We start from the raw sequence: 12,280 nt of genomic DNA on the forward strand, positions 1-12,280 counted from the left end.
TTAATTTTAGTAAAATAATTCGAAATGAGCCCATTATAAAGCCTCTTTCTGCCTACTCTAATGCATTGAAATTTAATAAGATATGACGAAATTATACAATTTATTTTTACAGTCTGTTGCCAAACAAAGAGATGTAGTTTTCATACGAATTCTGATTGGTACCGGTTTAATCAGCCTTCTGTTTTTTGCCATAGTTTTTTTTCAGCCTCAGAATCGGGGCTACTCCTGGCTATATGTTCTGTTATGCATTTCCATCGGCTACAAACTGATCCGGCTGCTGCATGAATGGTATCACTACTGGAAGGTGGAGCCGCCTACGCCCCCGCCGATGACCCGCTCCTATACGGTCGATATTCTGACCACCTTCTGCAAGGGAGAGCCCTATGAAATGATCGTGACTACCCTGAAGGCCATCAAGGCCATCAAATATCCCCATAACACTTACTTATGTGACGAGGCCGACGATCCGTACCTGCGCAGGGTCTGCGAGGAACTCGGTGTGGTTCACGTCACCCGTACCATCAAGAAAGACGCAAAGGCCGGTAATATCAACAACGCGCTCCGACAGGCAACCGGCGAAATCTGCGTCGTTCTTGACCCCGATCATATTCCGGTGCCCAACTTCATGGATCACGTTCTGCCGTACTTCGACGACCCGGAAATCGGCTTCGTGCAGTGCGTTCAGGCCTATTATAACCGGAACGAGAGCCTGGTGGCCTACGGTGCCGCCGAGCAGACCTACAGCTTCTACGGTCCCATGATGATGTGCATGGGCAACTACGGCACGGCGCAGGCCATCGGGGCCAACTGTACGTTCCGGAGATCGGCTCTCGATTCCATCGGCGGACACGCGGCCGGTCTGTCGGAAGATATGCATACCGCCATGCAGCTCCATGCCAAAGGCTGGAAGTCGGTCTACGTGCCGAAACCGCTTTCCTATGGTCTGGTTCCTTCTACCCTCGCCGGTTTTTACAAGCAGCAGCTGAAATGGTCACGGGGTACGTTCGAGTTACTGTTCGTCACCTATCCGAAGCTGTTCAGCCGGTTTACCTGGCGGCAGAAGATTCACTATCTGACCATTCCGCTTTACTTCCTGATCGGGGTGATCCAGTTTATTGACCTGCTGGTGCCGATCTGCGCGCTGGTCATGATGCGGCTGCCCCTGCGGCTGGACCTGGAATTGTTCGCCCTGGCCTATCTGCCGCTGCTGCTGATGGCTTTTCTGATCCGACAGTATTCGCAGCGCTGGCTGATCGAAAAGAAGGAGACCGGTTTTCATATCATGGGGGGCCTGCTCTGCAGCGGGACCTGGTGGATCTACGCCCTCGGCTTCATTTACACCCTGTTCCGGGTCGACGTTCCTTACCTGCCGACCCCAAAAAACGACCGGCCCCAAAACAACTTCCTGCTTTGCCTGCCGAACCTGCTCATGACGTTCATTACGCTGGGGGCCATCGCCTATAGCGTTTACTATTACGAATTCCTGTCCATCGGCAACCGTTATGTCCAGATGATGATCGGCTTCGGGCTGATCAACGTTCTGATCATGGGTCTGAATGTCGTTCTGGGTCAGGAGAAGTTTCTGGCGAGCCTGCGGGAAATGATTCAGCGAAGCTCGTTCCGTACGTCGCGCTGGACCTGGGTCTGGCGGGTCCGGTACCGGCTCTACGGCTACCTGCGGGCTTCGGCACTGCCGCTGTACGGCATCATGCTGTTATTGACTTCGGCACAGGTAAGTTACACCTTCCGGAACAGCTTCCGGGAAAACGAGGGGGAGGTTCGCTACGCCAATACCCAGCCGTTTTATTTCAGCTTCAGTTCGGTCCGCTACCAGCCGGCCAGCCTCTCCGGTCCCATCCAATCCGTCATCATTCCGCAACACCTAACCTTCCCGACCAACGGAACCACGGTCATTTCCGACTTGAAATGGACCCGGAGCCCGCATGATCTGCCGTTGCTGTACCTGGAGCCGGATGTGGCCGTTTCGCCGGGCGACTCCTCTCTCCTGACCTTCCTGAGCGACCTGCGGAAAGGGAAGTACGATCCGGTCCTGACGCGATTTGCCGATCAGGTCAAACGCTATGACCGGCCGGTGCTGGCGGCCTTTGCACCCGGCTTCGACAATACCGCCCATTCCTGGGGAACGCTGCGGGGCCACACCTTATTCGAATACCAGCTGACCTTCCAGTATCTGGCCGACTTTTACCAGAAAGCCGAAGTAAAAAATATCACCTGGGTCTGGTGTCCGACCCACCCGCATACCATTTCTTACTATTATCCCGGTAATAAGTACGTCGACTGGATCGGCCTCCGGGTCGTCAACGACCCGGCCACGGCCCCGGATGGGGAGAGCCATTCCTTCTCCGCTCTGTATCAACCGCTCCGGAATGCCATTACGCGCAGCAGAAGCTACAGCCTTCGTCAGAAGCCGGTCCTGATCACTCAACTGGAAACCACCGCATCGAACGACCGTCACCAATGGCGGACCCAGGCGTTCAGCTCGATCTACGAGCGATTTACGGAGATCCGGGGAGTTCTGATGAACCAGTAAAACCTAAGGATTGGGGACGGAAGCAGTAACCTGGAAGGGAATGTTGGCCGTCCCTACGTGTCGGCGCGGATCGAACACGTACACAAACAGGCGGTATTCGCCGGCGCTTCGGGGAAGCCGGAACCGGATCTTCGGCGCCCGGGCCGATTCGATCAGCCCGTCCATCGGTACCAGCGGGGTGTCGTGGTAATCGTAGTCCAGCCGCTGCCTTGCCTGGGGCCGGATTTCCCACAGATACGTTAAGGTATCGCCATCGGGATCAAATCCGGATACCTCCGCCGTGTGAATCTGATCGCGAGCTTCCCAGGTCCAGGAGGGGGACTCCTGCCCGTCGACCAGCACCTTTTCGATGCGGGGAGCCTTGTTGGCGGGGGCCTTCCCGGTCCAGAGTTCCTGCATGGTTTCCACCAGTTCGGTTTCCCGCCCGGCATTATCGAAGAAGCTGTACCAGGTGTGCGTTCCCTCTTCTTTCACACCCCATAGAAATACGTAGGAACCCAGGCAGGCCGGCGGCCGTGAACCGATGAATTTCCGGTAGATTGACCGAATAAATTCACTTTTCTGATGGCTAAAGGGCTCGATGGGCGCCTTCCATTCGGTATTTTCGCTCTCCCAGTGCCCGAGCGGGCCAAATTCGGAAATGAGATACGGACCGGTCCAGCCCCCGGTCTGAAGCCGCTCCTCCAGTCTGAACATCTCCCCATACACATTGATGGAAAGGATGTCGATTTCCGGACAGCGGTCTTTCAGCACCGCGAAGGTCTGGGACCGGTTGGACCCGATGGCGGTCGTGACGGGATGGTTCGGGTCGATTTCATGGATCATGGCGGCTATCCGGTTAATCTCGTCGTAGACCTGAATGTTCCGGGCTCTCAGATTCCATTCGTTGCCGACGCACCACATCAGCACCGCCGGGTGGTTCTTGTATTTTAAAACCGTCTTCCGGATACGTTCAAACTGCCGGTCCACGGCATCCTGGTTGTAATAGTCGAAGCCGTCGATTTCCCGTTCGATCCAGAGTCCGAACAAAACGGAAAGGCCGTTTTGCCGGGCCTGGTCCAGAATCCGGTCGGCATCGTTGTCGTCCCAGATCCGGAGCGAGTTACCGCCGGCCTCGGCCAGCCGCTTCAGGCGGCTTTCGCCCCCGGCGCCTTTGATGAAATAGGGTTTTCCGTTCCGCATCAGCAGGAAGGTGTCGCCCAGTTGAACGACGCCCGTCGATTTGGAGCCGGCCACGTTCCGGCTCGATGAATCGGACCGGTTGCAGCTTCCCATAAAAAAAGCGGTAATGATACTCAGCAACAGGAATTTCAGATTCATGCTATTCATTCAAACGGTGACAGGACAGGCGGATACTTTATGGGAAATCGACTTCAGAATCAAATGTTTGCACAACAAGGCCGGGGCTTCCAAACGGATTCCAGCCGATCATGAACCGGAAAAGCCGGAACTGGCCGGGCACCATCCTATATACACCGGATCCTGCGTTTGAATCCGTGCGGAACCCGGTTCGATCATAAGTGCCGGCTACGGATTCGGATTCGTTTTGTTCCTGAAAGGATGCAATCAAACCTCTAAGATATTGACTGTTTTTAATTGCTAATTGCGGCCGGAGTCAGAATGGTAATAGCGGATAGAAAAAGCAGTGAAATTTTTGATTTCATATAATTTCATTAACGACTCATGATCTTCTTTTCTATCTAGCAACCGCCATGAGAGGTTGCATGGACAAGTATTCAGTCCCTATTTTATGCCGCTTAAATACCTAATAAATAAGTTTTACTCTCTACGGGAAATTACCGCAGAAGAGTAAAATAAAACGAAAATAATTTACTTATCAACTCTTATTGGGAGAATTTTCAGGATGAGATTCGCAAAAAAGCAGAATATTATAAGGTTAATGTCTGTTAAAAAAAGAAGCTGAAAAAAGTAACAAACAGGAAGTTATACCGTAATTCGGAAGCCGTAATTATCTTTTAACTGGTCAGGCACCGACTGATCGATCGGTGCCTGCCTCAATAATTCAATAATTACTTAAATAAGTTTTATCGACTTTCAGGAGTTCATCGGATGGATATCTGATAATTGCCGCTTCGATTTTTTTGTAATTACCTGGCTTCCTTTCTGCCAGGAAACCAGGATCGACAGCCCGACGGGCAGGCGGAGGTTTCGCCGGAGGAGCCATTGTTCGGATCTGAAAATGGCTTCGAACAGCCGTTGGTAGAAGGCACCGTCCATGACGTAAAAGTCCGAACCGGCATCGGCCCGCCCGGTATTTCTGAACGGCCAGACCCTCGACAGGAGCCGGACCAGGGCAATGGGAAAGAAAAGCCAGAAGTTGAAAAAGGTACGGTAGTGCACCTTCCCCTCCTCCCCACCGAACAACGCCAGCAGCTCGCTGACCCGGTATCGCCGAATGTGGTGATTGACCTCGTCATGGCGGTTCCATAGAAACATGAAGGCCGGAACCGTCAGGCACACGTAACCGCCCGGACGGCAGACCCGCACCATCTCCTCCACAGCCCGCTGGTGATCTTCCACATGCTCGATGACGTCGAAGGCGCACACCAGATCGAAGGAGTCGTCTTCATAGGGAAGGTCCAGAACGGAAGCCTCGACGATGTCGATTCCGAGGGTTCGGCGGGTGAATTCGCAGCATTCGCAGTCGTACTCGATGGAGGTGACCTTACCGAGGTTCATCAGGACTTCCGTAGAACGCCCCGTGGCGGCCCCGACATTCAGGATGGAGGGCCGTCCCGTAGAAACCGGCAGCGATTTCAGGTGGTCGAACAGAATGTTTTCCCGTACGCGGAACCACCAGTGCCGGCGTTCCAGCTCGTAATATTCCCTATAATACTCCGGCTTCATAGTGCTTAGAATCGTATTGGATGGAACGGAACCCGTACGGCAATTCTCCGGAATTTCACACTGAGTCTGAACCGTTGCGGAACGGTCCCGGCATGACCGAAACCGGCAAGTCCTGCCTTCATAAATAACCCGATTTCATGCCTGATAAATACCCGGACCAGGCCATAAAAAAAGAAATAACCCAGGCTATATACGCTCAGTACTTTCTCCAAATAACCGAGCGCTTGAAAGGGATTCCCGGCAAGACATAGCTTAATTTAAAAAATTGCCTCGATAGAGAGACTAACCGGAAGAATAAAGAGTTGATGAAACTTACTATTTGGTCAGTTTCTTTTATTTAACGAGAATTTTTTCCGGAACGGGTGGCCGCAATACGGCTGAAAGGGCGAATTTAAAAGTAAAGCCCGGAAAGGCTCCGTGGGGCCTCTTCCCCGAACGACCCGGCCGGCATGAAAGGCGACGATCGATCCCCCGGAAGAAGGGCACACGGCATTGGCGGGTATATTTTTCGCCCGGCCCCTCGATGATTCTTCAATCGTGCGTGCCGCCAGGCCTAGGTAAGCGGCTGAAGCGGTTTGCGCCTTTCCGCATGGCCTGATCAGGGCAGACTGCCCATCATGAGCCGCCAACGCAATGAAGCCGCTTTCCGATCGGTCTTTCATAGGCAACCCAAAAGAACGAATGGGAAAGAGTTAAAGGATCATCTAATACGAATTTTACCGAAATTATTCAGGAAGTTAAAAGAGAAGATATGGTATTATTATCCTTTTATCTACTATCCGGATAACCGACATTTATTTCAGCCATTCCTATTCTGACAATTAATGGTAATCCGTCGATTTATAAGGAAGCCGGAGGCTAAAATCGGCTACCTGTAAACAGGCGTGGGACGGATGAAAAAGAAGGTGGTTAAACTTTGAAAATAAACCGGCCCGGAGCCTAAGCAGAACGGAACCGTACCGGTTTCGTCAGGACGAACGGACCCGTTCCCGTCCATTGGTGAAGTGCTCCCGTATCCTTCGAGGCAAATGTCGGCAGTACCGGAACCGGGGTATTTGGAACCGGTCAGTAAGTCGTGCCCCGAAAAAGGCGTGTCGGGCAAAAAACGGGCGTCGGTGGGTTATGCATTTAGTGATCAGGACCGTACCTTTGCACCGAAAACTGGTCAGGCTATGTTACTCGAAGTGCTTTTAGCTACTCTGGCATTTGGGATCGCCTGCTTCATCGTGGGACGGTATTGGGAAGAAAAGATCGCCAACCGCCCGCGCCGGGCACCCCGACCGCCTAAACCAACCCGCAAACGGATCGAAAAAGATCTCGACCAGTTGCTGCATCTGTATCAGCAGGGATTTCTGTCGGAAGCGGAATTTCAGCGGCTGGCCGACGAACTCATGGACGAGTTCAACGGCCTCGTGACCGACCGCCCGGGCGGCAGGGGCTGACCGCAGCACATGGACACCAGCCCAAAGGCTGAAAAACCGGTTCCCTCACCCTCTCCTTCACGCTTCAGACTACGTCCGATTTTGCTCCGGAAGCGAATCCGGCAGACGACCGGCTATACCACCCCGCCATCCGCCGGACGACGCACCCCCGGATGTCGGTTTGATCACCAAATACGGGACCATTTCTGCCCAATAGGCTGAAGGTCAACTCATCAGATGACAAGTCTCAGGAGATCGGATGATGCCCGTCACGGCTCCGGGCGGGCCGCCGGCCGATCTTTGCCGGTGCCGGGAGAGAACCCGACGTTCCTTCCGGCAGCCACTAATCCAGCTCTTACGACCATGAATTTTGAACCGACCCGGAACCAGCTCGCCGTCGTCCTGCCCGCTACCTGCCGGAAAGCTGAAGTGACCTTTCAGAAGCGATTCGATGCGGGCGATGAAGTCCGTCTGACGCTGGCTCCCTGCCGGCTGTCGCGGCAGGTCATCCCGACCGGCCAGCTTAGCACCGGCCTCTGGCATGTCATCCTGAACTGGTGGGACGGAAAAAGCCACTACTGGCGGGAGCAGGATATTATGGTTCAATAACCGCCGGCCGTAAAAACCACGTGAGAAAGCAAACCTAAAACCGCCGGACGGCCGCCCTATGAATATGTACTGGAAAACCTGGGCGCTCTCCTGCGCCCTGGGCGAACTGCTCGGGATCGGAGCCGCCGGCGCCATCGCCGTCGCCTTCAATCATCTCCTGGGCGAACCCGGCACGACCGCCGGAAAGGCGCTGAATATGGCCGTCATGGTTTCCGCCGGTGTTCTGGAAGGGAGCCTGCTGGGCTGGTTTCAATGGCGGGTGCTGCGGCTGCGGTTTCCGCGGATTCCGGCCCGGGAGTGGATTTCGTATACCGTTTTCGTGGCGGCCGGGGGCTGGCTGCTGGGGATGGCCATCCCGCTGTTTTTCTCCGCCAATAACCCGACCCAAAAACCCCTGGCCGAGCCGCCCCTGGCGGTGGTGTTGCTGATGAGTATGCTGATGGGGCTGATTCTGGGCGGACTGTTCGGAGCGGTTCAGTGGCTGGTGTTCCGGAAATACGCCCGCAACACGTTTCGCTGGATTTACGCGAATGCGCTCGGGTGGAGCGTCGGCATGCTCTGGATCTTTGTGGCCGCCACGCTGCCCGACGCCCGCACGCCCGGCGGTACCATCATCGTACTGGGTATCATCGGCGGAATCCTGGCCGGCCTCAGTGTCGGCGGGGTAACGGGCTGGTTCCTTAAGCGCATTGTGGCTGAAAACCCGCAGCCATCTCCGCCCGGTCCCGGATGCCCCGCAGCATCTTCTGCTCCATGATAAAATGCAGGGGATCGATGAAAACCCGCCAGATCAGGAAATTCAGGAACGTCGGCGCATAGGACATCCGGTAGACGGTCAGCAGACGGGTGGACCCGTCCGGCTGCGGGTGCAGGTGAAAAGACCAGAGATTCCTTACACCGCCGGGCTGTTCGGCGAAAAAGATCAGGCAGCGGATTTCCTGCATCGCCACCAGCCGGGGCCCGTTCATCGGCCCAGGAAGCAGGGTATCACCGGGTTGCAGGTTCTGGTACTGCGGCAGAATCCGGTCGGTACTGTAGCCATTCAGTCCGAAAAGGTTTTCCAGCCGGTCGTAGCTATATAACCCTCCTTTCCGAATTCCGAGCTGTTTGAGCCAGGGCATGATGGCCTCCGGAGCAGCCCGGATCGAAATCACCCGAACGTTGCTGTAGATCGGCTCAGGCAGCAGCCGCCGGAACAGGCTGTCTACTGCTGAGCCTGCGTACAATTTTTGATGCGGTAGATTTTTCCGTCCGCTTTCGTGTAGAGGTACATCTTATTGCCCAGCCCCACGCCGAACCGCAGATCGGTTTTCTTACTGCCGCTCAGGTCCTGGAAGGTCGTCGGTTTGCCGTTCAGGACCACTTCGAACTCCCGGATGGGGGCCGGTTTGCCGGGGATGAGCTGGCTGTTCTCCACATAAAACACCCGGCCGTTGACGATATCGCCAAAGATATATTTTCCCGTCAGCTGCGGAATATCCGTCCCCGAATAGACGAAGCCGGCCGAGACGGCATTGCCCTCGTCGTGATCGTAGAGCGCGGCCGGATAGGTATAATGGAAGGCTGCGTCGTTCTCGGGCAGGTGATAGACGAGGTCCATGCGGCCCCGGTAGTTCATCACGAAATTGCCTTCCCGTTCGGGCCATCCGTAATCGGCCCCGGCCCGGCCCACGTTGATCTCTTCGGAGTTGGCATGGCCGATGTCCGAAATGAGCATCTTCCCGTCGGGGGTCCAGGCGATCCGGTTCGGGTTGCGAAAGCCGCGGCAGAAAATTTCTTTCTGAACGGCCGGGTCGGTGGCGTTGGCATACGGGTTCGTGGCCGGGATGCCGTAATGTCCGTTCTTGCTGTTTTTGCCCTGCGGATCGATGCGCAGCACCGAACTCCAGATGCGGGTTTTATCGTGGCAGACGAACGGAAATCCGTTTTCGGTGGCCCCGCCGTCGCCCACACCGATGTACAGCATGCCGTAATCCGGGCTGCCTTTCCTGGCATGCGGGTTAAAGGTAATTTCCTGCATGCCGTGGATGGGCGACACCATGTTGACGCGCAGCAACTCGCGGCCGGTGCCGGCAAAGGTCGCGGCCGTCGGGTCCGAAATCTTCCACTCCGTCACGACCCATTGCAGCGTCACCTTGATGGAGTCGGCATAGGCAAAGTCGGCCGGGGCGGCATTGGCCTTTTCGGTGTGGGAGGTATAAAACAGGCCGTTGGCATAAAAATCCGGGTGAAAGGCGTAGCTCCCGAAGCCGGTGGCCAGGCCCGGCGTGTGAATGAAGCCCGGCCGCTCCCTGGCCATGTCCATGTAGACTTTCAGGTCATTGCCGACCATCTCGTAGAGTTTGCCGCGCAGGTCCTCCAGGAAAACCCGGTTGGTCTTTCCCGGCAGCACCACCATCTTGTTGATGCGGGCCAGGGGCACCTTGTCGGCGCTGGCCGGGGCGGTGGTGATCTCCTCCAGTTCGAGCCGCAGGCCGGATTTCGTGATTCTGGCCGGGATGGGGTCCTTCAGCGGAGCGCCCAGTTTTTTGGTTTCGGCCGATACCACCTCCACCTTCTGGCTGGCCCCGATGTAGGCCATCAGCGCCGTCACGTCCGTATCGCTGAGCTGCGTGAACGGCGGCATCATCTGCTTGTATTCCTGAAAAAGCTCGGCGGCACGGGCGTCGCCACTGTTGATCATGGCCGGCGCGTTATGAATGAATTTCCGCATCCATTCGGGCGTCACTTTCGTCGTGACGTCGACCAGGTTCGGCCCGATTCCCTTCTGTTTGAAGTTATGGCAGGTGAGGCAGTTGGCCTGAAAAAGCTGCTGCCCTTTGGCAATCACCTGTTTGTCTTTCGAATAGGCCTCCCCGACCGGGATCTTCCCGCCCGTCTGCTGGGCTGCGGCCCAACCGGAAAAAAGAACCGCGCCGGCCAGCAGCACCGCCCGAAACCGGGGGCGCCCCATCGGGCCGGAGAAGAATGGAGGGAGATATTGGGAAATGGACATCGTTGAAACCGTTTGTTTCGCGCTATGTCCATACAAGTCCCAAACCGGGTAAATCTAATGGCTTCGATAAAAAAAGTACGAAGTCGCGGAGTGCTCCGGGGAAAGCCCGGATTCCTGCGTATTTTTGATTCCGACCTCAAAACCGCTTCCCGATTCCGTTTCCGAACCTATGAGCAAGCTGCTGCGCACCCGGCTGTTGACTTTCGCAATTCTATTCCTGATTCGCGGCCCGGTATGGGCGCAGGCCGATAAAAAGCCGATGCTGGAAGTGACACCCCTGAACGACCGGGTGTACGTCCACGTTTCCTACGGCGAATACAACAACGCCTTCATCCCCTCCAACGGCCTCATCATCGACACCGGCGACGGCGTGGTGCTGGTCGATACGGCCTGGGACAGCGACTCGACGGCCGACAACACGCGCCGGCTGCTCCGCTGGGTCGCCGACAACCTGCGACGGCCCGTCCGGCTCTGCATCGTCACCCACGCCCACGATGACCGCGTCGGCGGTATCCGGGCACTCCGGGAAGCCGGGGTGCGGGTGGTCAGCACGCCCCTGACGGCCCGGAAGTCCGTCGAACGGGGGTATCCCTCCCCGGAAGCCGTTCTGCCGGCCGACACCACCTTTCGCATGGGCCGGGAGTCCATCCGCTGCTACTTCCCGGGCGAGGGCCACACCAGCGACAACATCGTCGTCTGGCTGCCCAACCACCGCATTCTGCACGGCGGCTGCCTGGTCAAGAGCGTGGCGGCTTTCGGCATGGGCAACGTCGCGGAAGCCAACCTGAAGGAATGGGCCGGTTCGATCCGGAACGTGATCGACCGGTTCGGCACGGCGAAGGTCGTCGTGCCCGGCCATCAGGAATGGGGCGATGCCAAAGCCCTGGAGCATACCATCCACATGCTGACGAAGTTCGCGGCCGGCCGGCGCTGAGCCGTCTCCCCTGCTTTTCGTTCCCGAACCGGCGGAGGGTGTCCGTTTACCGACACATTCCGCCGGTTTACCTATTCCTTCCGCCCCCACGCAACGCGGCTCCGAATCACGGCGTTATGCCAGTAAACGATCGTGCAACCAACCCATTCGCTACTGCTTTCATGGAACGTAAAGAATTTTTAAAACGGGGTTTCACCAGCCTGCTCGGCTTCATGGCCGTCGCTCCGATGATCGGCGCCTGCAAGGATTCGGATGTCGGGCCGACGACCGATTCCACCACCTCGACCAACGGCAGTTCGTCGTCCAGCTGCGCCGTGACGCCATCGGAAACCGAAGGTCCGTTTCCGACCAAAAAACCGGCGAACTTCGTCCGGAAGGACATTCGCGACGACCGGACGGGCATTCCGCTGGCGATCAGCATCACCATCAAAAACGCCGGAAACGGCTGCGCGGCCCTGTCGGGCGCCCTCGTCGATATCTGGCACTGCGACAAGGACGGTTATTATTCGGAATACGGCGGCTCCGGTATGCAGAGCCTCAATCTGACCGCCGTGGATTTTCTCCGCGGGCGCCAGACGACCGACGCCAACGGTCTGGTGGAATTTACGTCCGTCTTTCCCGGCTGGTACAGCGGGCGTGCCCCGCACATTCACGTGCATATCTACAACGCGAGCGGAAAATCGCTGCTGGTGACCCAGATCGCGTTCCCCTTCGACATCAGCAATACCGTCTACACCACCGGCCAGTCCTACGGGTACACGAAGGGAACGCAGGATACGAAAAACGAGCGCGACAACGTCTTCAGCGACGGTTTCGCGACCGAACTGGCCACGGTATCGGGCAGCAATGCCGCCGGTTACACGCTGACGCACACCATCGTCGTCAACGGATAAAGGCAGCGG

General features: G+C 56.5%; 10 protein-coding genes. 6 read left to right on the forward strand and 4 right to left on the reverse strand.

Annotated features, from left to right (window positions below):
- Positions 1–328 precede the first annotated feature (328 nt).
- The gene (locus DX909_RS01290) at positions 329–2,551 is read left to right on the forward strand and encodes a glycosyltransferase (protein WP_229310898.1); all 2,223 of its coding nucleotides are present in this window, start codon (positions 329–331) and stop codon (positions 2,549–2,551) included.
- Positions 2,552–2,554: 3 nt separating this feature from the next.
- Here DX909_RS01290 and DX909_RS01295 read toward each other — a convergent pair whose 3' ends face one another.
- Entirely contained in the window at positions 2,555–3,871 is a 1,317-nt protein-coding gene (locus DX909_RS01295) for a glycoside hydrolase family 2 TIM barrel-domain containing protein (RefSeq protein WP_164851164.1), read from the reverse strand.
- A 735-nt stretch (positions 3,872–4,606) separates the two neighbouring features.
- The gene (locus DX909_RS01300; protein ID WP_128543233.1) at positions 4,607–5,419 is read right to left on the reverse strand and encodes a class I SAM-dependent methyltransferase; all 813 of its coding nucleotides are present in this window, start codon (positions 5,417–5,419) and stop codon (positions 4,607–4,609) included.
- A gap of 1,172 nt (positions 5,420–6,591) precedes the next feature.
- Here DX909_RS01300 and DX909_RS01305 point away from each other — a divergent pair.
- The 3 genes from DX909_RS01305 (at position 6,592) to DX909_RS01315 (ending at position 8,206) form a co-directional block, all read left to right on the forward strand.
- A complete protein-coding gene (locus tag DX909_RS01305) occupies positions 6,592–6,861 on the forward strand; it encodes a hypothetical protein (RefSeq protein ID WP_128543234.1) in 270 nt (89 codons plus the stop codon).
- 342 nt (positions 6,862–7,203) lie between these two features.
- Positions 7,204–7,449, forward strand: coding sequence for a hypothetical protein (locus DX909_RS01310; RefSeq protein ID WP_128543235.1), 246 nt, complete (start codon positions 7,204–7,206; stop codon positions 7,447–7,449).
- 58 nt (positions 7,450–7,507) lie between these two features.
- Positions 7,508–8,206 (forward strand): LapA family protein, encoded by a 699-nt coding sequence (locus DX909_RS01315; protein ID WP_128543236.1) that lies wholly within the window; start codon positions 7,508–7,510, stop codon positions 8,204–8,206.
- On the opposite strand, the gene DX909_RS01320 is transcribed toward DX909_RS01315, so the two are convergent.
- Both DX909_RS01320 and DX909_RS01325 read right to left on the reverse strand, forming a co-directional pair.
- Positions 8,130–8,675, reverse strand: a complete 546-nt coding sequence (locus DX909_RS01320) for an SRPBCC family protein (RefSeq protein ID WP_128543237.1) — start codon at positions 8,673–8,675, stop codon at positions 8,130–8,132. The genes DX909_RS01315 and DX909_RS01320 overlap by 77 nt on opposite strands.
- A complete protein-coding gene (locus DX909_RS01325; protein WP_128543238.1) occupies positions 8,654–10,444 on the reverse strand; it encodes a PQQ-dependent sugar dehydrogenase in 1,791 nt (596 codons plus the stop codon). Before DX909_RS01325 ends, DX909_RS01320 begins: the two co-directional genes overlap by 22 nt.
- Positions 10,445–10,613: 169 nt before the next feature.
- On the opposite strand from DX909_RS01325, the gene bla reads away from it, so the two are divergent.
- Positions 10,614–11,378: a subclass B1 metallo-beta-lactamase gene (gene bla, locus DX909_RS01330; RefSeq protein ID WP_128543239.1), complete on the forward strand. Its 765-nt coding sequence runs from the start codon at positions 10,614–10,616 to the stop codon at positions 11,376–11,378.
- Positions 11,379–11,539: 161 nt separating this feature from the next.
- Positions 11,540–12,271, forward strand: coding sequence for a dioxygenase family protein (locus tag DX909_RS01335; RefSeq protein ID WP_128543240.1), 732 nt, complete (start codon positions 11,540–11,542; stop codon positions 12,269–12,271).
- The last annotated feature ends 9 nt before the right edge of the window (positions 12,272–12,280 follow it).

It is taken from the genome of Larkinella soli, assembly GCF_003703975.1.
In the GTDB taxonomy this organism is placed as follows: domain Bacteria; phylum Bacteroidota; class Bacteroidia; order Cytophagales; family Spirosomataceae; genus Larkinella; species Larkinella soli.

Bases quoted from the DNA above. Each gene is read 5' to 3' on its own strand.
- DX909_RS01315 (WP_128543236.1), top strand. From the start codon at position 7,508: ATGAATATGTACTGGAAAACCTGGGCGCTCTCCTGCGCCCTGGGCGAA.
- DX909_RS01335 (WP_128543240.1), top strand. From the start codon at position 11,540: ATGGAACGTAAAGAATTTTTAAAACGGGGTTTCACCAGCCTGCTCGGC.
- bla (WP_128543239.1), top strand. From the start codon at position 10,614: ATGAGCAAGCTGCTGCGCACCCGGCTGTTGACTTTCGCAATTCTATTC.
- DX909_RS01325 (WP_128543238.1), bottom strand. From the start codon at position 10,444: ATGTCCATTTCCCAATATCTCCCTCCATTCTTCTCCGGCCCGATGGGG.
- DX909_RS01310 (WP_128543235.1), top strand. From the start codon at position 7,204: ATGAATTTTGAACCGACCCGGAACCAGCTCGCCGTCGTCCTGCCCGCT.
- DX909_RS01295 (WP_164851164.1), bottom strand. From the start codon at position 3,871: ATGAATCTGAAATTCCTGTTGCTGAGTATCATTACCGCTTTTTTTATG.
- DX909_RS01300 (WP_128543233.1), bottom strand. From the start codon at position 5,419: ATGAAGCCGGAGTATTATAGGGAATATTACGAGCTGGAACGCCGGCAC.
- DX909_RS01290 (WP_229310898.1), top strand. From the start codon at position 329: ATGACCCGCTCCTATACGGTCGATATTCTGACCACCTTCTGCAAGGGA.
- DX909_RS01305 (WP_128543234.1), top strand. From the start codon at position 6,592: ATGTTACTCGAAGTGCTTTTAGCTACTCTGGCATTTGGGATCGCCTGC.